The sequence below is a fragment of the Ruegeria sp. G2 genome (assembly GCF_056533505.1).
This window is the reverse complement of record NZ_JBQFON010000008.1, coordinates 171,019-191,264: the sequence shown is the minus strand read 5'-3', so window position 1 is coordinate 191,264 and position 20,246 is coordinate 171,019. Positions and strand designations below refer to the sequence as shown.

At 57.7% G+C, this 20,246-nt stretch carries 20 protein-coding genes; 12 read left to right on the top strand and 8 right to left on the bottom strand.

Annotated features, from left to right (window positions below):
* The first annotated feature begins 21 nt into the window (after positions 1 to 21).
* Positions 22 to 1,437, top strand: coding sequence for an FAD-binding oxidoreductase (locus ACR0DU_RS15780; protein WP_480457883.1), 1,416 nt, complete (start codon positions 22 to 24; stop codon positions 1,435 to 1,437).
* 36 nt (positions 1,438 to 1,473) lie between these two features.
* Here the strand turns inward: ACR0DU_RS15780 and ACR0DU_RS15775 are convergent, their stop codons facing one another.
* The 4 genes from ACR0DU_RS15775 to ACR0DU_RS15760 all read right to left on the bottom strand — a co-directional run bounded on the left by ACR0DU_RS15775 (position 1,474) and on the right by ACR0DU_RS15760 (position 4,596).
* Positions 1,474 to 1,956, bottom strand: a complete 483-nt coding sequence (locus tag ACR0DU_RS15775) for a fasciclin domain-containing protein (protein WP_010441680.1) — start codon at positions 1,954 to 1,956, stop codon at positions 1,474 to 1,476.
* Positions 1,957 to 2,127: 171 nt separating this feature from the next.
* Positions 2,128 to 2,667, bottom strand: coding sequence for an adenine phosphoribosyltransferase (locus tag ACR0DU_RS15770; RefSeq protein ID WP_010441681.1), 540 nt, complete (start codon positions 2,665 to 2,667; stop codon positions 2,128 to 2,130).
* 230 nt (positions 2,668 to 2,897) lie between these two features.
* Positions 2,898 to 3,527 carry a LysE family translocator gene (locus ACR0DU_RS15765; protein ID WP_480875840.1) on the bottom strand — a complete coding sequence of 210 codons (630 nt, stop codon included), beginning with the start codon at positions 3,525 to 3,527 and terminating at the stop codon, positions 2,898 to 2,900.
* Positions 3,528 to 3,579: 52 nt separating this feature from the next.
* On the bottom strand, positions 3,580 to 4,596 hold the full coding sequence (locus ACR0DU_RS15760; protein WP_480875837.1) for a DUF418 domain-containing protein: 1,017 nt from the start codon (positions 4,594 to 4,596) through the stop codon (positions 3,580 to 3,582).
* A gap of 222 nt (positions 4,597 to 4,818) precedes the next feature.
* On the opposite strand from ACR0DU_RS15760, the gene ACR0DU_RS15755 reads away from it, so the two are divergent.
* On the top strand, positions 4,819 to 5,676 hold the full coding sequence (locus ACR0DU_RS15755) for an alpha/beta hydrolase (protein ID WP_480875835.1): 858 nt from the start codon (positions 4,819 to 4,821) through the stop codon (positions 5,674 to 5,676).
* A 2-nt stretch (positions 5,677 to 5,678) separates the two neighbouring features.
* Here ACR0DU_RS15755 and ACR0DU_RS15750 read toward each other — a convergent pair whose 3' ends face one another.
* Positions 5,679 to 6,551 carry an S-methyl-5'-thioadenosine phosphorylase gene (locus tag ACR0DU_RS15750; RefSeq protein ID WP_480875832.1) on the bottom strand — a complete coding sequence of 291 codons (873 nt, stop codon included), beginning with the start codon at positions 6,549 to 6,551 and terminating at the stop codon, positions 5,679 to 5,681.
* Between the two features lie 205 nt (positions 6,552 to 6,756).
* Here ACR0DU_RS15750 and ACR0DU_RS15745 point away from each other — a divergent pair, with 205 nt between their 5' ends.
* Entirely contained in the window at positions 6,757 to 8,391 is a 1,635-nt protein-coding gene (locus ACR0DU_RS15745) for a SulP family inorganic anion transporter (RefSeq protein ID WP_480875830.1), read from the top strand.
* On the opposite strand, the gene ACR0DU_RS15740 is transcribed toward ACR0DU_RS15745, so the two are convergent.
* Both ACR0DU_RS15740 and ACR0DU_RS15735 read right to left on the bottom strand, forming a co-directional pair.
* Entirely contained in the window at positions 8,355 to 9,065 is a 711-nt protein-coding gene (locus ACR0DU_RS15740) for a CatB-related O-acetyltransferase (RefSeq protein WP_480875827.1), read from the bottom strand. The two genes, ACR0DU_RS15745 and ACR0DU_RS15740, sit on opposite strands and share 37 nt — an antisense overlap.
* On the bottom strand, positions 9,065 to 9,670 hold the full coding sequence (locus ACR0DU_RS15735) for a flavin reductase family protein (protein WP_480457872.1): 606 nt from the start codon (positions 9,668 to 9,670) through the stop codon (positions 9,065 to 9,067). The genes ACR0DU_RS15740 and ACR0DU_RS15735 overlap by 1 nt, the downstream gene beginning before the upstream one ends.
* Positions 9,671 to 9,742: 72 nt before the next feature.
* Here ACR0DU_RS15735 and ACR0DU_RS15730 point away from each other — a divergent pair, with 72 nt between their 5' ends.
* The 5 genes from ACR0DU_RS15730 (at position 9,743) to ACR0DU_RS15710 (ending at position 12,796) form a co-directional block, all read left to right on the top strand.
* Entirely contained in the window at positions 9,743 to 10,237 is a 495-nt protein-coding gene (locus tag ACR0DU_RS15730; RefSeq protein ID WP_010441688.1) for a GNAT family N-acetyltransferase, read from the top strand.
* 53 nt (positions 10,238 to 10,290) lie between these two features.
* Positions 10,291 to 11,058 (top strand): EcsC family protein, encoded by a 768-nt coding sequence (locus tag ACR0DU_RS15725; RefSeq protein ID WP_480716721.1) that lies wholly within the window; start codon positions 10,291 to 10,293, stop codon positions 11,056 to 11,058.
* Positions 11,059 to 11,138: 80 nt separating this feature from the next.
* Complete coding sequence (locus ACR0DU_RS15720) at positions 11,139 to 11,621, top strand: NUDIX hydrolase (protein ID WP_480875824.1); 483 nt, start codon at positions 11,139 to 11,141, stop codon at positions 11,619 to 11,621.
* Between the two features lie 71 nt (positions 11,622 to 11,692).
* Positions 11,693 to 12,154, top strand: coding sequence for a DUF1178 family protein (locus ACR0DU_RS15715; RefSeq protein ID WP_170779378.1), 462 nt, complete (start codon positions 11,693 to 11,695; stop codon positions 12,152 to 12,154).
* Between the two features lie 3 nt (positions 12,155 to 12,157).
* On the top strand, positions 12,158 to 12,796 hold the full coding sequence (locus ACR0DU_RS15710) for an SDR family NAD(P)-dependent oxidoreductase (protein ID WP_170779380.1): 639 nt from the start codon (positions 12,158 to 12,160) through the stop codon (positions 12,794 to 12,796).
* On the opposite strand, the gene ACR0DU_RS15705 is transcribed toward ACR0DU_RS15710, so the two are convergent.
* Positions 12,790 to 13,146, bottom strand: coding sequence for a hypothetical protein (locus ACR0DU_RS15705; RefSeq protein WP_010441693.1), 357 nt, complete (start codon positions 13,144 to 13,146; stop codon positions 12,790 to 12,792). The genes ACR0DU_RS15710 and ACR0DU_RS15705 overlap by 7 nt on opposite strands.
* A gap of 154 nt (positions 13,147 to 13,300) precedes the next feature.
* Between ACR0DU_RS15705 and ACR0DU_RS15700 the strand changes: the two genes are divergently transcribed.
* The 4 genes from ACR0DU_RS15700 (at position 13,301) to edd (ending at position 20,246) form a co-directional block, all read left to right on the top strand.
* Positions 13,301 to 14,539, top strand: coding sequence for an aspartate kinase (locus ACR0DU_RS15700; protein ID WP_480875820.1), 1,239 nt, complete (start codon positions 13,301 to 13,303; stop codon positions 14,537 to 14,539).
* Between the two features lie 45 nt (positions 14,540 to 14,584).
* Positions 14,585 to 16,828, top strand: a complete 2,244-nt coding sequence (gene ptsP, locus ACR0DU_RS15695; RefSeq protein ID WP_010441695.1) for a phosphoenolpyruvate--protein phosphotransferase — start codon at positions 14,585 to 14,587, stop codon at positions 16,826 to 16,828.
* A gap of 164 nt (positions 16,829 to 16,992) precedes the next feature.
* Positions 16,993 to 18,438: a glucose-6-phosphate dehydrogenase gene (gene zwf, locus ACR0DU_RS15690; protein ID WP_170473200.1), complete on the top strand. Its 1,446-nt coding sequence runs from the start codon at positions 16,993 to 16,995 to the stop codon at positions 18,436 to 18,438.
* Positions 18,439 to 18,440: 2 nt separating this feature from the next.
* The gene (gene edd / locus ACR0DU_RS15685; RefSeq protein ID WP_480875816.1) at positions 18,441 to 20,246 is read left to right on the top strand and encodes a phosphogluconate dehydratase; all 1,806 of its coding nucleotides are present in this window, start codon (positions 18,441 to 18,443) and stop codon (positions 20,244 to 20,246) included.

The following is a 20,246-nucleotide window of genomic DNA, read 5'->3' as shown; positions in this document are numbered from 1 at the left end:
GGCCTTTGGCAGGGAGTGGGTATGACTCTGTACCCCGCCGATGACCGCTTTGCCGAAGCAGTACGCGCCCAGCTGGGCGATGATGTACTGAGGCCCGTTTCCGAACGCTATCTTGAAGAGCCACGTCAGCGGTTTGTGGGGCAGGGCGGGTTGCTGGCCTTGCCTAAGACCGTAGAAGAGGTATCGGCCCTGGTCCGGTTGGCTGCTGACGCGTGCGTGCCCGTTGTTCCATATGGCGGCGGCACCGGTCTGGTGGGTGGGCAGGTTGCGCCGGATGGCCCTACGCCGTTGATCATCTCGCTAGAGCGGATGTCAGCAATCCGTGCGATCTACCCGACCGAAAACATTCTCGTTGCTGAAGCGGGTGCCATTCTGGCTGATGTACAGGCGGCAGCCGAGGATGCCGAACGGTTGTTTCCTCTGTCGCTGGCGGCACAGGGGTCTTGTCGGATCGGGGGCAATCTGGCCACCAATGCCGGCGGCGTGAATGTGCTGCGCTATGGTAATGCACGCGATCTATGTTTGGGGCTTGAGGTGGTATTGCCAAGCGGTGATATCTGGCATGGGCTTAGTCGTTTGCGCAAAGACAACACCGGTTATGATCTGCGCAACCTGATGATCGGGTCCGAAGGGACGCTGGGGATCATCACGGCGGCGGCACTGAAGCTGTTCCCGCAACCCAAAGGGGTCGGAACGGCGATGTTAGAGGTTGCCTCGCCTGAGGCAGCAATTGATCTGTTATCATTGGCGCGGGATCAGGTGGGCGAGGCGATCAGCACGTTTGAGCTAATCCACAGGCAAGGGCTGCAGTTTCTGACCGAGGTTCTGCCAGATATTCGGCAACCCTTTGCGAAGCCACCGGAATGGAGCGTCCTGATCGAGTTGGGCCTGTCCGCTGGGCAAGATCCTTCGGACATGCTCGAGGCAATCTATGTGGCGGCCGAAGAACGCGGTCTGGTGGGGGATGCCGTCATTGCTCAGAGCGAGGCTCAAAGAGCCGAGTTGTGGGCAGTGCGCGAGCAGATTCCCGAGGCCAACCGCTTGGTTGGGTCTGTCTCAAGTCATGATATCTCGGTTCCGATCTCCCGAATCCCCGAATTTATTCAGCGCGGCGCGCGTGTGGTTGCCAAACAGGGACCGTTCCGGGTGAATTGCTTTGGCCATTTGGGTGATGGGAACCTGCACTACAACGTGTTTCCACCTGCCGGTCACGACAAGGCCGAGTTTGATGCACAACGCAGTGCCGTCAAACGTGCCGTGCATGATTTGGTACATGAATTTGAAGGATCGGTAAGTGCGGAACATGGTGTTGGTAGGCTCAAGACTGACGATCTTGAAGACTATGGCGATCCGGTAAGATTGCAGGCCATGCGTGCCATCAAGATGGCGCTTGATCCAAAGGGGATCATGAACCCCGGTGCGGTTCTTAAAAACTAAGCGCGACCCGGTCGACTACCGGGCCGCGCCACAAGTTCATGACGCAGGCAGAATAACTTTGTCGATCACATGGATCACGCCGTTCTCGGCCTCAATATCGGCTTGCACCACGTTGGCATCATTCACCATGACGCCATTGTCCAGATCGATAGTAATATCCCCGCCTTGTACGGTTGCGGCGGTCATGTCATCGGACAAATCACCCGACATCACTTTGCCAGGCACAACATGATAGGTAAGGATCGCGACAAGTTGGTCTTTGTTTTCCGGCTTTAGCAGATTTTCTACCGTGCCTTCGGGCAGCGCTGCAAACGCCTCATCCGTGGGCGCGAACACAGTGAACGGCCCGTCACCCTTTAACGTTTCAACCAGTTCGGCGGCCTGTACCGCAGCGACGAGCGTTGCGAAGCTGCCCGCACCCACTGCAGTATCGACGATATCTTTAGAGTGCCCATCTGCCAGGACAGAAGTCGTCAACAGAAGACTTGCAACTCCAGCAACAGCGAATTTGCGAAACATGACGTGATTTCCCTTGTTGAAAATGCCTCAGGTGGCATCATTCGGGGTACGCAGTATGTTCACAAACAGATCAGAGATATAAAGCGCCGCAGTTTCTTGAAATTCGCCTTACCCGGGCTAAGCTTGAGGGTTGCACGAATTCCAGTCACGAGTCCGTGAATTGTGTGATGGTCAGAGCCCTTCGAACTCGCACAGAACGTGCACATCCATACCCAGATCTTCCAGTGCTTTGCGACCGCCTAGTTCGGGCAAGTCGATGATGAATGCGCAAGAGATAATCTCGCCCCCCAGTCGTTCGATCAACTTGATGCCAGCGGCAGCGGTGCCGCCTGTAGCGAGCAGGTCGTCAACGACCAGAATTTTTTCACCCGGCTGGATGGCATCATCATGAATCTCAACGATGGCTTCGCCATATTCCAGCTTATAGTCTTGGCTGATCGTAGTGCCGGGCAGCTTGCCTTTCTTGCGAATTGGCACAAATCCAACGCTCAACTGATGTGCTATGGCACCGCCCAGAATGAAGCCGCGTGCCTCAAGACCCACGACCTTATCGATCCGCTCGCCCGCATAGGGGTGCAGCATCTGGTCGATTGCCATACGAAACCCGCGTGGATCAGCAAATAGGGTGGTGACATCCCGGAACATGATCCCCTCATGCGGGAAATCGACAATGGTCCGAATGTAATCCTTGACCGTTTTGTTTCTGGACATGGGCCACCCCTTTGGCATCAAACACGCGGGGGTGTTTGACCCATCAGGGTCGGTCATGCAAGAAAACTTTGGTGCCTGCGGCTACTTGCGGCGGCGGCCGATGGCGTTTGGCAGGTCATAGTAACGAAACTGAGCATTCGGGAGCCACGAGTTGCGCGGTTTACGTCAGCCACGCGCGAAATCCACCGGTTCATCCGAGGATTCATGAAGGAAAATGCCAAAGACTGACCTCAGGCAGGGCGGCGCAATACAGCTGTAGCGACGCCCATTCCGATCAGAGTCAGCCCTCCGAACCGGGTCATGGCAGTGATGACGTTTGTACGTCCGATCATGCGGCGCAGCCGATCCGCCAGTAGCGCATAGGCGAGTGCGTTTAGCCCGGCGAGACCGACGAAGGTGGCGATCAGTATTGCAAATTGCGGCCCCAGCGGATCAGTCGGGCGCAGGAACTGCGGTACAAACGCAATGAAGAAAACGATTGATTTCGGGTTCAGCGCGGTGACGGCGGCGGCATGGCCAAAGACGCTGCGGGCGGTGACATTTCGTTCATTCTCAATAGCCTGTAAACCACCAGAAGGCGCGCTGCGAAGAAGTTTGATGCCCAGCCAAATCAGATATACAGCACCCACCCATTTCAGCACAGTGAACAGGGTAGCCGAGGCCAATACCAGCGCGCCCAGCCCCAACAGCGATGCAGTCATCGCCACCAGATCGCCCAAAGCCACACCAGTTGCCGAGGCAACCGCAACGCTGCGCCCTTTCGACAGCGCATAGCTGAGAACCAGCAGAACCGTCGGCCCTGGGATCAGCAGCAGAGCGGTCGATGCGGCCACAAAGGCGAGCCAGAGTTCAAGTGACATTGGAAATCCTGTCGATGCGTCGCTCACACCAAGCCTCGCCGCGACAGCGAGGTCAAGCCTTTGCGTGTTCTGTTAGGCGGCGCATCACCGTCTCTAATGGTCCGTGCTTGAATTTACTGAACCAAAGTAGGGCAAATAGTGACGACAAGACACAGAAGAACAGGGCGTACATCGCGATTTGCGGCGCGCTCAGCGATCCGTTTAGCAGTCCAAGGTCTTCCAGCAGCCCCATTCCAATCAGGATATGGGCCATATAAAGCGTCAGGCTTTGTCGTCCCGGCGCGGTCAGAAACGTCGCGATCCCACTCCGTTCGATCATTGGCCAGAGCTTCAATAACAACCCGATCACCATACAGGCGGTCCCAGTCCCCGCCATTATGTAGAATGGCCCGGGCGGGATCGACTCGGTCCCCAAATAGACTGCCAATTCCGGGTCTGATGTTAACATCTGCGGAAACAGAGCCAGCACCGCTGCGCCAAAGCCCCACATGATCAACCGATGCTGAATGCAAAGGGTATGAATGTCGGACCGCCCGATCGCCATTCCGATCAATAGGAATGCTGCCCACGGCAAGACCGGATGCCAGCCGTTGAAAAGTGCGTTGCGAATAAATCCGGGCAAGCTCCAGATATCGGTATACACCAGCGTTTCCCAATCCCAGCCCTGATCATAGTTGAAGATCAGGTTGGCGAATACTGTGAGGATCAGGATTCCCAGCGCTCCCAGCCAGAGCCCGCGTTTCGAAGCCGTCAGAAACACGGCACCGACTACAAAGTAAAGCGCATAGAAATGCAGGATATCGGCGTCGAATATGGTCATATTTATGAGACCGATCACAAACAGAAACGCAGCTCTGCGTAGCAATAATCCTGCTGAGATACGTGACAATCCGATACCAATCCCGGCGAGAACTACGAATAAAGCAGCTGCGCGCCCTTCCAGCGCATCAATCAAAACAGAGGCCCAATCAGTGCCCGGAGCGACTTCGGCTGCGATACGGAAGTTAACCAACACCATACCGCAAAAGGCTAAAAAGCGGGCAGCATCCAGCGCGTCCAATCGTTTCATAACGCCTCTCTATGCTCGGGCTGGGTTGGCTATGTGTATGCCTTTACATCGATAATTGGCTTCAACATGGCGTAGCATCAGGGCATTTCAACTGCCGCTATCTCAAACGCTAGGGGTTCTTGCATTGCGGCAACAGATTTAAGATTGGATGAAGCTTGGCTCATGCATCTTGAAACGCGCTTAAGACTTCCCACACTCGCAGTGCGACCAAAGGAGGGGGTAATGGTTCAAACACAACATGCAGATACTAAGGCAGGTTCCAGCCACTTTGGCGTTGAGCGCGTAAAAAACATTCTGGTTGGGCTGCTGCTGACCGGTGCGATCATCTATGCAGGCATCGCCGGTTACATGTTTCTTAACCAGCAATCCCTGCTTTACAAACCCGATGGTGAATTGCCCGACCCGTCCAGCGTTGGATTGGCAGATGTTGAGATGCAATCGGTCCCGATGACCGATGGCACAGTACTGACAGTCTGGTCCGCGCCGGCTGCGGTGCAGGATGCACCGACAGTCCTGTTTTTCCACGGCCAAAGCGGCAATCTGGGTGATCGCGCTGATCGTTTGCGCGAAATTCTCAACTCAGGCTATGGCTTGCTGGCCCCCAGCTATCGTGGCTTTCCGGGCAGCGAGGGTGAGCCTTCGGAACCGGCGCTGATCTCTGATGGCGTGCAACTTTTTGACCGGCTGATCGGAAAGGGTGAAGCCGTTGTTTTGCACGGACAAAGCCTCGGAACCGGCATCGCGGCCGCCGTTGCTGCTGAGCGCCCCGAGGCGGAATTGCTTGTGCTCGAAGCCCCATTCACTGCAACCGTCGATGTCGCTGCGGAACGCTATCCGTTTCTTCCTGTCTCAGTCCTGATGAAGGATCAGTTTGCCACCCGCGACCTGATCGAACAGATCACGGTGCCGACGTTGATCTTTCACGGCACCGAGGATGAAACCATCCCCCTGCACCACGGACAGGCTCTGGCCGAGATGTCTGATAGCGCGCAGCTTTACGTGATCCCGGACGGAACCCACAACAATCTGTGGTCATATGGCCTGTGGGACGAGGTGCAAAAGAACCTGTCTCAGAACTGAGATCATAGGACCCGCCCAGCCACCGCATCCAGCTTGGCCAGCAGCGCCGGGTCTCTCTTTTCTGGCGCAGTCAGGATGGCATATTCCAGCGCCCGGTCGCAGCCATGCGGGCAGGGCACACGTTCGGCCCCCAATAAGGCGGGCAGGCCTTTGACCAGCGCCCGGCCTTTCTCGGCGTTGCCGGTCAGCGTGGCGATGATTGCGGTTACGTCGACCTCGCCGTGGTCCGGGTGCCAGCTGTCATAATCGGTGACCATGGCGATCGAGGCATAACAAAGCTCGGCCTCGCGGGCGAGTTTCGCTTCCGGCATGTTGGTCATGCCGATCACATCACAGCCCCAGTGCTCGCGATACATCTTTGATTCCGCCAGAGAGGAAAACTGCGGCCCCTCCATCGCCAGATAAGTGCCGCCCCGATGGATATTGATGCCTGCGGCTTTGCCAGCTGTCTCGCAGGCATCCGACAGGCGTGGGCAAGTTGGATAGGCAACGCTCACATGAGCGACGCAGCCGGTTCCGAAAAAGCTCTTTTCGCGGGCAAATGTCCGGTCGATGAACTGATCCACGATCACGAAATCACCCGGCGCCATAGGTTCGCGGAATGACCCGCAGGCCGAAACCGAAATCACATCCGTTACGCCCAGCCGCTTCAACGCGTCGATATTGGCGCGATAGGGCACTTCGGTTGGTGAATGCACATGACCACGCCCGTGACGCGGCAGAAAGGCCATTTCGGTCCCATTCAGAGACCCGGTCAGGATCTGATCCGACGGCGTACCCCATGGCGTTTCCACAGTGACCCACTCGGCATTTTCCAGACCATCAATGTCATAAATGCCCGATCCTCCGATGATGGCGATTTTTGTTTGGGTCACGTTTGCTCTCCGTTGAAATTATCTTCTTGGTGAGTTCTGCGGGCCACGGCCTCTTTTGACAAGTGGGTTCAACGGTTTGTGTGCACCTGCGTCAAGCTATGCGTGGGGCGCATATCAGGGTCCCGCCTAGCGCGGTATCTCGAGGCCGGTTTGACCGCTAGAAGGCCCCTTTCGCGCGAACAAAACCGACCAACAGGACCGATCCATGCCCCGAGCCATGCTGGCAAGCTTTGCCAATCGTATAGCCAAACCCGATCTGCGCTGGGTCCCGGATGAGGGATTGACCTTTTCCCGCCTGCGGATCGAGTTGCTGTCCGGTCTCACCGTCGCCTTGGCGCTGGTCCCCGAAGCCGTGGCCTTTGCCTTTGTCGCCGGGGTGCACCCCCTGGTCGGGCTTTACGCGGCGTTTCTGGTCGGTCTGATCACTGCTTTGATCGGCGGTCGCCCCGGCATGATCTCGGGCGCAACCGGGGCGCTAGCGGTTGTCATGGTCGCACTGGTCGCGCAGCACGGGGTCGAATACCTGTTCGCAACGGTGGTGCTGATGGGGATCATGCAGATTATCGCAGGAGCAATGCACTGGGGCCGGTTCATCCGCCTTGTGCCGCATCCGGTGATGCTGGGCTTTGTGAACGGTCTGGCGATCGTGATCTTTCTGGCGCAGCTGGGGCAGTTCAAAGTGCCCGGAACCATGGAAAACACCGGCCACGGCATGGGTGGCGGCGAGTGGCTTTCAGGCATTCAGTTGTACACAATGCTGGGTCTGGTCGCTCTGACCATGGCTGTGATTTGGGTCATGCCCCGCATCACTCGCATCATTCCTGCACCTCTGGCCGGGATTTTTGTTGTCGCCGCTCTGGTCATTGGCATTGGGCTAGACGTCCCGCGTGTCGGCGATCTGGCATCGATCGAAGGCGGTTTGCCTAAATTCCATATCCCGATGGTTCCACTGAACTGGGAAACCTTTGAAATCATCCTGCCCTATGCGCTGATCCTTGCGGCAATCGGCCTGATCGAATCTCTGCTGACACTGAACCTTGTGGGTGAAATCACCGGCAAACGCGGCGGTGCTTCGCAGGAGTGCATCGCGCAAGGAAGCGCCAACGTGGTCACTGGCTTTTTTGGCGGTATGGGTGGCTGTGCCATGATCGGCCAGTCGATGATCAACGTGAAATCCGGCGGACGCACCCGGATCGCTGGCATCGCTGCGGCACTGTTCCTGTTGTTGTTCATCCTCGTCGGCTCTCCGCTGATTGAACAAATACCGCTGGCTGCACTGGTGGGCGTGATGTTCATGGTGGTGATCGGCACCTTCGCCTGGAACTCGCTGAAGATCATGCGCAAGGTGCCTTTGATGGACGCGTTCGTGATTGTACTGGTGACAGTCGTGACTGTGATGGAAGACCTTGCAGTGGCTGTTGTGGTCGGGGTGATCGTCTCGGCATTGGCGTACGCTTGGAATAACGCGAAACGCATCCATGCGGTCACGCGCGACTCGGAAACGGAAGAGGGCGCGAAGGTCTATGAGATTCAGGGCCCGCTGTTCTTTGGATCGTCCGAAGGATTCGTGGAACTGTTCGAGGTACAAAACGACCCCGAGACCGTCATTATCGATTTCGCCGCCAGCCGTGTGGTGGACCAATCCGCGCTGCAGGCCATCGAAAACATTGCTTCCAAATACGAGACGGCGGGCAAGCGGGTTATGCTGCGGCACCTCAGCCGCGACTGTCACACGCTACTGAACAAGGCCGGCCACCTGATGGTCGATAGCGATGATGACCCGGATTACGAACTGGCTGTCGATTATTCGGTTCGGACCGGAATTCTAGGTGGGCATTGAATACCGGAAAAGGCGGCCTGATTGGCCGCCTTATTTCTGCAAAGCGATCTTCTCCAATGCGTTGAATCACCCGAGAGCAGCGCTTCTTCGGCCTGTGCGATGGTATCAGCGGGCCAATCCCACCAGCGCAATGCTTGCAACCGCTCGATAACATGGCGATCAAAACGGAACCGTCGAACTTCCGCTGGATTACCGATAACAATCGCATAGGGTGGAACCTCACCGCGCACGACCGAGCCTGCGCCGATGATTGCGCCATTTCCGATCCGTGCGCCGGGCAGGATCAGCGCCCCGAAACCGATCCAGACATCGTGCCCAATAACCGTGTCACGTGTGTCAGGTTGGTAGCCTGTCATGCGATCCGGATTGAAGATTGGAAACGGAAAGCAGGTCAACCCATCGGTCGCGTGGTTTGCTGAAGCGGTGATAAACCTTACCCCATGAGCGATCTGGCAGAACTTGCCGAGCACCAGTTTTTCTTCCGAAAAGGGAAACAGATACGGTGCAAGCCGCTGCGCCCAGTCCTGCGGCGCATCAAAATCTGAAGCATACGTGTATGCTCCGGCCTCGAACCGGGGATGATCGACGGCCTGAGATAAGAATACCGTTCCTTTGAGGCTAGAGCCGTCGGGTAGAGAGATCGGATATCTGCGAAGAGGATCGGGCAGCGGCATCAGTCATCCGGTCGTGAAAGGCTGAACAAATCTGTCACTACAGAATAGTCCCGATATCCCAGCCGCGCGAGGGGATTGAACGAGGTCACATCAAACTTGCCATCGCGAATATGGTCGTCCTGCAGGTGAATGCCGGTGACCTCTCCGAATACCACTCGATTTGCCTCACCCGGTAGGGTCACGATCCGCGTCAGTTTGCATTCCAGCGCTGCGGGTGCGCCTTCGACGCGCGAGCAGGCGATCGTTTCGCATTCAATCGGGGTCAGCCCGGCATGGGCGAACTCGTCAATGTGCTTTGCCAGACCTTCCGAGCTGGCATTCATCTCGTCACGATGCGCATGGGCTACGACGTTCACGCAGAACACGCCGGTTGCCTCGATATTGGCGATGCTGTCCTTGCCGCCGTCCTGATCGTGCTTTGTGCCCGTTGTGGCAAACATCACCTGGGGCGGCGTGTAGGCGACGCCGTTAAAGAAGGAATAGGGGGCCAGATTGTTAATTCCATCCGCATCGCGCGTTGAAATCCAGCCAATCGGGCGCGGCGTGATGATGGCGTTGAAGGGATTGTGCGGCAGGCCGTGGCCGTCTTCGGGGCGATAGAACATAAGATCTCCAAGCGTTTGCCCAAGGCGTATCGAAGTGCTAGGGCGAATTCCAGCAAGGAAAAGAGGACGCGCGTGCAGCAATTCAGGATCAGGCCGGAAGAGCCAGAGGACTGGTGGGAGGTCGAGGCACTATATGACCTGTGCTTTGCACCGGGGCGCGAGGCACTGTCGTCCTATCGGCTGCGCGATGACGTGCCTCCGGTTGCCGGGCTATCGCAGGTTGCGCGCGATGGGCAGGGTATTCTGGCGGGCGCGATCCGGTTTTGGCCCGTACACATAGAAGATCACGACGCATTGCTGCTAGGTCCGGTGGCCGTGCATCCAACCCATCAGGGAGAGGGGCTGGGCGGCTATCTGATCCACCAGGGCGTTGAAGCCGGGCGCGCCAAAGGCTGGGATCGTGTCATGTTGGTGGGTGATGCGCCCTATTATGCGCGATTTGGTTTCAATCGGCTCACCGGTGTTGAGATGCCCCCACCCACCAACCCGGATCGCGTGCTTGGGTTAGAGCTAATCCCCGGAGTTTGGTCTGGAATCCAAGGAGTTGTCACCCGCTGGACGCGCTGACCCATTGAAAACCCGCCGCAAAGTGCCGATGTTTTCAGAACAGGAGGGCACAGATGCAGGACGTTGTTCTTGTCGAAAAACTCGATCCCGAGGCCGAACTTGACCGGCTGGCGCAACTTTATGGCTCGGCAGGTGGTGCGGGGGTAAACCTTTTGAACAAATTGGGTGGGTCTGCAGAATCCCTGCTGGATCAGCTGCCAAAACCGGTGCGGGAAGGCCTGACCGAAACCACCGAACAGGCGCTTTGGCTGGCCATGCATGCCGCCGAGGGCACGCGCCGGGCGGTGCCGGATCAGAAACCTTGGGTCAATACGGCGCTGACTACCGCAATGGGCGCAGCCGGAGGCCTGGGCGGCGTGTCAACAGCTTTGGTTGAACTGCCCGCGACCACAGCAATGATGCTACGTGCCATCCAAGGCGCGGCAGCACGCGAAGGGTTCGATCCGAAGGCTGAAAACGTGAAATTCGACTCGATCCGGGTGCTGTCAGCCGCAGGACCGCTGGCCGAGGATGATGGGGCTGATCTGGGCTTTTTCTCGATGCGTTTGACCCTGACGGGGCCAACCATGCAGCGCCTGATTGCGCTGGTTGCTCCGCGATTGTCGGTCGTGCTGGGCCAGAAGCTCGCGGCGCAGTCCGTACCGCTGCTTGGTGCGCTTGCCGGGGGTGGCACGAACTTTATTTATACCCGCTACTATCAGCAGATCGCGCAGGTGCATTTCGGGCTCCGTCGATTGGCAATTGACGCCGACATCCCTCATGACGAGTTGGTGCGCCGATTGTCGGGACGGATGGACCTTAGGCAAGGAACTTTCCCGTAATGCTTGGCAGATTCCACCAGATATGATAAATATCACTTTATAAACCGCAACATAAGCGGAGCGAGCAGTAGGTATGAACCGTGTTTGACGGGCGCAGTGGCGTGGCTAGCAGGCTTTCGGCAGAGGGGCTTTCTCTGTCCGGGGCGCTGCCTGTGTTTACCCAATCTGCTGCACTTTGTTATCGCATCAAATGTGGTGCGCCTGAAATTTTGTTGATCACGACCCGTCGGGCGCAACGCTGGATCATTCCAAAAGGGTGGCTCATCAACGGGCTATCTGCGCCAGAAACTGCCGCGCGGGAGGCCTGGGAAGAGGCGGGCGTGCTTGGAAAATGTGGAACTGAAAGTCTGGGCCGATTTGCATACGTAAAGAAGCGATCTAACAATGCTTCTGCGTTGTGTCTGGTCGATGTTTTTCCGCTGTATGTACAGCAAATGGAAACTCGTTTCCCCGAGGCCGGTAAACGCAGAAGGAAGTGGTATTCGCCTGAAAAAGCATCGGCGAAGGTGTCATTCCCTGAGCTTGCTGCACTTTTGGACGGATTCGGCGGCCATTCGCACTAGTGGGTCAAGATCAAGACTTGATATTGCCATGTTGGTCGGTATCTATTCGCCAACCGTAAACTGGAAACACCATGATTCAATACGCATTGAAATGTAGCCAAGGCCACAGCTTTGATAGCTGGTTCCAATCAGCCGCTGCGTTTGACAAGTTGGCAAACACCGGGTTGGTCACCTGCGCCGTTTGTGGTTGCGATCAGGTGGAAAAGGCGATCATGACACCGCGGGTTCGGCCTGCACGAGATACCGTTGCCAATACAACTCCGGCGCCGACGCCAGCGCCAACAGATGAGATCAATATGGCAAAACCTTCGCCCGAGATCCAAGAAGTGTTGAGCGAACTGCGTCGCAAGGTCGAAGAAAACTCTGACTATGTAGGCAAGGATTTCGCCAGCGAGGCGCGCAAAATACATTTGGGTGATGCGCCCGAGCGCGCCATCTATGGTGAGGCACAGCCCGAAGAGGCGCAGTCACTGATTGAAGATGGCGTGCCCGTCGCGCCACTGCCGTTTGTCCCCAGCCGTAAGACCAACTGACAAATGCATATCGTTATTACTGGCGCGAACCGGGGGATCGGAAAAACCCTGGCGGATCAATACCGTGCAGCAGGCCAAGATGTGATAGGGACGTCGCGAGACGGTAGTGCCGACATCGTATTAGATGTCACAGATCCGGCCCATCACGCGGCGATGGCCGAGCAATTACAAGGTCGCCCGATCGATCTTCTGATCTGCAATGCGGGTGTGTATTTGGATAAAGGTCACGACCTTAACGGTTATCCCGCTGAGATGTGGGCGCAGAGCTTCGCCACCAATGTGACCGGCGTGTTCCTGACTATTCAATCACTATTGCCGAACCTGCGTGCGGGGCGAGGCCGAATTGCGATTGTCTCTTCTCAGATGGCATCACATACGCGCGCACCCGGTGGCAGCTATATCTATCGCGCTTCAAAAGCAGCGGTTCTGAACCTGGGTCGCAACCTTGCGTCGGATCTAAAGGAAGATGGGATCGCGGTCGGAATCTATCATCCGGGCTGGGTGCAGACCGATATGGGCGGAACCAGCGCAGAGATCAGCGTAGATCAAGCGGCGGATGGCCTGATCGAGCGCTTTGCGGCGCTTTCGCTCGACACCACCGGTTGTTTTGAAACCTGGGACGGTCGCGCACACCCTTACTGAGTGTTCAAGGCCGCTTTGGGGAGTTCGTAGACTTCTCCGGGCTCGATGAAAATCACCATAATGTCGCCGCGTGTCTCATATGTCAGATTCGACGTCGAACTGCTGGAATCAGGCACGCCTTTGGTAAAATAGATCCGCCGCACCTCGCCGGTGTTCAACTGTACCGCCAGCGTCGCGGTTCCATCTTCACGCTTGCGCAATTCGGCAGGGCAGCTGGCCAGCGTGTCACCCGCCAAAGCCGCGCAAGGTACCGTGCCCAGTGAATTCTCACCATCCGTTCCCGACAGAGTGGCGACTTGGGCATTGGCAGCGGTTGAGATCAGAGTCAGGGCAAGGGCAAAGCGGAACATGGAAATCCTCTTGGAATAAGATGTTGAGGGAACGCTTACATCACGTGCGATCAAAGTAAAGCACTGCTGCGCAGACTTTGCCCACTTGCCCTTACGCCCCCCCTCGCATAAGACGCACGGGATCAGAAATTCAAGGCGCGGAGACTTTGGCCCCATGCCCGTACTCGTGATGAAATTCGGCGGCACGTCGGTCGCCAATCTGGACCGGATCCGCCGCGCTGCAAAACGGGTCGGTGTCGAGGTCGCCAAGGGCTATGACGTGATTGTCATCGTTTCGGCCATGTCGGGTAAAACCAACGAGCTGGTAGGTTGGGTCGATGAAATCTCGCCCCTCTATGATGCGCGAGAATACGATGCCGTTGTCTCTTCCGGTGAGAATGTTACCGCAGGCCTGATGGCGTTGACGCTGCAAGAAATGGAAATCCCGGCGCGCAGTTGGCAGGGCTGGCAGGTGCCTCTAATCACGAACGGCGCCCATTCGGCTGCCCGGATCGAAGAGATCCCGCCGGAAAACATCACTCAGAAGTTTGACGAAGGCATGCGTGTTGCGGTGGTGGCAGGCTTTCAGGGCATCAGCCCCGAAGGACGGATCACCACATTGGGTCGCGGTGGGTCTGATACCACCGCCGTGGCATTCGCTGCCGCGTTCGAGGCCGAGCGCTGCGATATCTACACAGATGTGGACGGCGTCTACACCACCGACCCGCGCATCTGTGAAAAGGCGCGCAAACTGGACAAGATCTCGTTCGAGGAAATGCTTGAACTGGCCTCGCTGGGGGCCAAAGTGCTGCAGACCCGCTCGGTCGAGTTGGCGATGCGTTACAAGGTGAAACTGCGCGTTCTCTCAAGCTTTGAGGAACAATCCGACGAGGCTGGTACGCTGGTCGTCGACGAGGAGGAAATCATGGAATCCAATGTAGTCTCGGGCGTGGCCTATTCACGGGATGAGGCAAAGATGACCGTTGTCTCGGTTGCCGACCGGCCCGGAATTGCCTCGATCATCTTCACTGCGCTCAGCGATGAAGGTATCAACGTTGACATGATCGTCCAGAATATCTCGGACGAAGGGCGTACCGACATGACGTTCTCCTGCCCGACCAATCAGGTTGCGCGTGCCGAAAAGGCCCTGCTGGCGATCAAGGAACAGGGTGAGCTGAACTATGCCGAACTGGTTGCTGACGAAGATGTCTGCAAGGTGTCGGTTGTGGGGATCGGCATGCGCTCGCAATCCGGTGTTGCGGCCAAGATGTTCAAGATTCTCTCGGATGAGGGGATCAACATCAAGGTCATTACAACCTCCGAGATAAAAATTTCCGTCCTGATCGACAGGAAATACATGGAACTTGCGGTTCAGGCACTGCATGATGCCTTTGAACTGGACAAGGCGGCCTGAGTTTTCAGCCACGTGTCCCGTCTGAAACCGTAACGTGGGTGGGCCATGGCGGAAGGCACGGAAACAGAATCTCGCAAGCTGCTGGGGCGGCTGCGCGAAGAAATGGCCAGCGAGGCCGCCGGTCAGGAACGTCTTGACCGGATCACGCATCTGATCGCAGACAGTACCGAACGCGAAGTGTGTTCGATCTATCTGTTCCGCGATGAAGATACGCTGGAGCTTTGCGCCACCGAAGGTTTATCACCCGAAGCCGTGCACCAGACCCGGATGCGCATGGGTGAGGGGCTGGTTGGGCGCGTCGCCAAGTACGGCAAGGTGGTCAACACCGCCGATGCGCCGTCAGCCAAGGGGTTCCGGTACATGCCGGAAACCGGCGAGGAACGTTATTCGTCGTTCCTGGGTGTCCCGGTGCAGCGCTTGGGCCAAAAGCTGGGCGTGTTGGTGGTGCAGTCACGGGACGCGCGTGAGTTTTCAGCGGATGAGGTCTATGCGCTGGAAGTGGTCGCGATGGTTCTGGCTGAAATGGCCGAACTGGGCGCGTTCGTGGGCGAAGGCGCAGCCTTGTCACCGCTTCATCAGCAGTCGGTGCAATTGAACGGGGGACCTGCGCAGGAAGGGTCTGCAGAAGGTCATGTCTGGCTGCACGAGCCCCGCGTCGTCGTCACCAACCCAATCGCCGAAGATCCGCATCGTGAGCGCGAGCGGCTGACCGAGGCCGTTGAAGAGCTACGCGTTGGCGTCGACAAGATGCTCGAGATTTCTCAGGGCGGCGACAAGGAGCAGTTGCAGGTTCTGGAAGCTTACCGGATGTTTGCCAACTCCAAGGGCTGGATGCGCCGGATGGAGGAAGACATCGCCCTTGGCCTCAGCGCCGAGGCGGCGGTTGAGAAAGAGCAATCCCAGGCCCGCGCCCGCATGGGGCAGGTCACCGATCCGTATTTGCGTGAACGGCTGGCAGATCTGGATGACCTCAGCAACCGGTTACTGCGGATTCTGACCGGTCAGGGCAATGGCAACGGGGCTGATCTACCGCCCGATCCGATTCTGATCGCCCGTAACATCGGCCCTGGAGACTTGCTGGAATATGGCCGATCGCTCAAAGGCATCGTGTTGGAAGAAGGCTCGGTTGGCAGCCATGCAACCATCGTGGCACGCGCTCTGGCGATCCCGCTGGTGGTGCATGTGGGCCGTATCACAACCGAAGCACTGAATGGTGATCACATTCTGGTTGATGGGGATAGCGGCGTAGTGCATCTGCGCCCCGAAGACACCGTGGTCAGTGCCTTCCGCGACAAGATCGCTATGGAGGCTAAAGCGCAGGAACGCTACGCGTCGATCCGCGAAACGCCGACAGTGACGCAGGATGGTGCGCGTATCAACATGGTGATGAACGCGGGTTTGATGGCTGATTTGCCATCACTGAATAACTCGGGTGCCGAAGGCGTGGGTCTGTTCCGCACCGAGCTGCAATTCCTGATCCGCAATCAGATGCCGAAACGATCCGAGCTTGTAACGCAATACAAACGGGTCCTGGATGCGGCGGGCGAAAAGCGAGTGGTGTTCCGAACACTGGATATCGGGTCGGACAAGGTTCTGCCCTACATGAAGCACGTGGAAGAACCGAATCCGGCGCTGGGCTGGCGCGCGATTCGCGTCGGACTGGACAAACGCGGCGTGATGCGGATGCAGCTACAGGCGCTGATCCGTGCCGCCGATGGACGACCCCTGACGGTCATGTTCCCGTTTGTCGCGCAGGCAGATGAATTCAGGGAAGCGCGCTGGGAGGTCAAGAAAACCATCGAACGTGAACGTCGGCTGGGTCACGTCTTGCCCGAAACACTCGAGGTTGGGGCGATGCTGGAAACGCCCTCGCTCGCCTTTGCGCCACAGAAGTTCTTTGACGAGGTGGGCTTTATCTCGATCGGTGGCAACGACTTGAAACAATTCTTCTTCGCCGCCGACCGCGAGAATGAGCTGGTGCGTCGTCGTTATGATACGTTGAACGTCAGCTTTCTGAGTTTTATCGAACGTATTGTGGAACGATGCGCGATTTCCGAAACTCCGCTTAGCTTCTGTGGTGAAGATGCCGGTCGCCCGGTCGAGGCGCTGTGCCTCGCTGCGATGGGTATTCGGACGCTGTCGATGCGCCCCGCTTCAATCGGGCCGGTCAAAAGCCTGATGCTGCGATCGAACCTTCAGGAAGTGCGCAAGATTATCGCCGATGCCCGCCATCGCGGCGAACAATCCGTGCGACCTGCGGTGATGGATTGGCTGCGGACACAATCCTGACCGGCCTTCTGCGATGTTGATTGTAAATCCGAGCTTGATTTTTGCGTTCGGGTTTCTTATTCAGCCGATGAATGTTAGCGATAACATGAATTATGACGCACATGCGTTAAGTCCCGGACTGAATCCTTGCCTAATCTGGCGGGGAAGTCGAAAGGAGCCTTGCAATGGTCTCACGCGTAATTCCGGTTGATCCGTTCGACCTTGTTTTGTTCGGCGCGACGGGCGATCTGGCGCAACGCAAGATCCTGCCGGGCCTGTATCACCGGTTCGAGGTCGGCCAGATGCCGGAGGATGCGCGCATCATCGGAACCGCCCGATCCGACATGGACAGTGATGGATTCCGCGAACAGCTGCGTACTTCGATGCAAGAGTTTGCGCCAGGATTCAAAAAAGACACGCTTGATCGCTTTCTCTCTCGCGTCGATTATGTTCCGGTTGATGCACTGGGTGATGCGGGTTGGCCCGATTTGGCTAAGGCACTGCGTCCGGATGTGGTGCGCGCATTTTATTTGTCCGTCGGCCCAAGTCTCTTCTCAGGTATCGCACAACGTCTGAACGATAACGGACTGGCCACGCTGGACAGTCGTATCGTAGTCGAGAAACCTTTTGGTCACGATCTTGCGTCAGCCAAAGCATTGAATGAGGGCCTGCGCGCCTGTTTCGAAGAGCATCAGATTTACCGTATCGACCATTATCTGGGTAAGGAAACCGTGCAGAACCTGATGGCCCTGCGCTTTGCCAACTCTCTATTCGAACCGCTCTGGAACGCCACCCATGTCGATCACGTCCAGATCACCGTGGCCGAAACCGTAGGCGTCGAAGGGCGCGGTGCTTATTACGATCAGTCCGGAGCAATGCGGGACATGATCCAGAACCATCTGGTTCAATTGCTGTGCCTGACGGCGATGGAGCCGCCTTCGAAATTCTCACCCAACGCTGTGCGCGATGAGAAGGTCAAAGTGATCGAAGCGCTGGAGCCGGTGGAACCCAAGGATATCGCTCGTGGCCAATACCGCACCGAAAAAGGGGGCGATGGGTACCTTGATCACGTTGGTAATCCTGCCAGCCGTACCGAAAGCTTTATTGCGCTCAAGGCCCATATTGGCAATTGGCGTTGGGCCGGAGTGCCATTCTATCTGCGCACGGGTAAACGACTGCGGGCGCGCGAATCCGAGATCGCGGTGTTCTTCCGCGACCCACCGCACACGATCTTCCCGAATGTTGGCCCTTTGCACGGCAACGTGCTGGTAATCCGCCTGCAACCGGACGAGGGCATAACTCTGCGCACCACGATCAAAGAACCGGGGCAGGGTGGGTTCCGCCTGTCCGATGTGGCGCTGGACATGAGCTTTGCCGACGCTTTGGGCGACGATGGCCAATCCCCTGACGCCTATGAGCGCCTGATCATGGATGTGATCCGAGGTGACCAGACACTATTCATGCGGGGTGACGAGGCCGAGGCCGCCTGGGCCTGGGTTGATCCCATCATTCACGGCTGGGAAGAGCGTGGCGACAAGCCCGCGAAATACGATCAGGGCAGCTCGGGGCCTGAAGAAGCATTGATGCTGATGCATCGTGACGGGCGTCGCTGGCGTCAGATCGGAGGATAATCATGGTCAACACAGTTATATCCGACGTCACCAAACGCATCATCGACCGCAGCGCTGACCTGCGCGGCCCGCATCTTGAGAGGATGGAACAGGCCCGGTCAAAAGGCCCGGCGCGGGCGCACCTGTCCTGTAGCGGTCAGGCCCACGCCTATGCGGGGGCGGGTGAGGATCAGCAATCGATGGCTACCGGCACGGCGGGCAATCTGGGCATCGTAACCGCCTACAACGATATGCTCTCGGCGCATCAGCCATTCGAACGTTACCCCGGCTTGATCCGTGACGCGATCCGCGCGGCGGGTGGCACTGCGCAGGTTGCAGGTGGGGTGCCTGCCATGTGTGACGGCGTCACTCAGGGTGAGGCGGGGATGGAGCTGTCCCTCTTCTCGCGCGATGTGATTGCGCTGGCGACGGGCGTGTCGCTGAGCCACAACACTTATGACGCCGCCGTTTTTCTCGGTGTCTGCGACAAGATCGTACCCGGCCTGATCATCGGCGCGCAGGCGTTTGGCCATTTGCCAGCCGTCTTCCTACCCGCCGGTCCCATGACCAGCGGCCTGCCGAATGACGAAAAGGCCAAGATTCGCCAGAAATTCGCCGCCGGAGAAGTGGGCCGCGAGGAACTTATGAAGGCCGAAATGGCCGCCTATCACGGCCCTGGAACCTGTACGTTTTACGGCACCGCGAACACCAACCAGATGCTGATGGAGTTCATGGGCCTTCACCTGCCGGGCTCCAGCTTTATCAACCCCAACACGCCCCTGCGCGACGCGCTGACCGAAGAAGGCGCGCGCCGCGCCCTTTCCCTCAGTGCGTTGGGCAATCACTACACTCCCGTCTGCCAGATCCTTGATGAGCGCGCTTTCGTCAATGGCATCGTTGGCCTGATGGCCACCGGCGGTTCCACCAACCTACTGATCCACCTGATCGCCATGGCGCGTGCCGGTGGTATCGTGCTGGACTGGGAGGATTTTTCTGACATCTCCGCCGTCGTGCCTCTGGTCGCGCGGGTCTATCCCAACGGTTTGGCTGATGTGAACCATTTCCACGCCGCTGGCGGGTTGGGCTTTGCCATCGGCACTCTGTTGGAAGACGGCCTTCTACACCCCGACACGCTCACCGTCGCCGGTCAGGGCCTGCACAACTACACTAAGGAACCGAAGCTGAAGGACGGCGAGTTGATCTGGGAAGACGGCGCAGGCCACAGCCTGAACGAAAAGATCGTCCGCCCCGCCAACGACCCGTTCCAACCTACAGGCGGCCTCTCGCGCCTGACAGGCAATCTGGGCACGGGCGTCATGAAGGTTTCGGCCGTTGCACCCGAACATCAAGTGGTCGAAGCGCCCGTGCGTGTGTTCAATGATCAGAACGCCGTGAAAGCCGCGTTCAAAGCCGGAGAATTCACCGATGACGTCATCGTTGTTGTTCGCTTCCAAGGGCCAAAGGCCAATGGCATGCCTGAACTTCATTCTCTGACGCCGATCCTGTCGATCCTACAGGGCCGAGGCCAAAAGGTTGCTCTGGTCACCGATGGACGCATGTCGGGTGCATCCGGCAAGGTTCCCGCTGCCATCCATGTTTGCCCCGAGGCGCTGGACGGCGGAGCCATCGCCTATCTGCAGGACGGTGATCTTTTGCGCGTCAATGCGATCAAGGGCGAGTTGGAAATCCTGACCCCCGGCGTTCTCGACCGTGCACCTGCTACTGCAGACCTCACTGCAAACCAACACGGCGTTGGCCGTGACCTCTTCGGCGCATTCCGCCAGAATGTCGGCTCAGCCGACACCGGCGCCAGCATTTTCGGAGTTTGA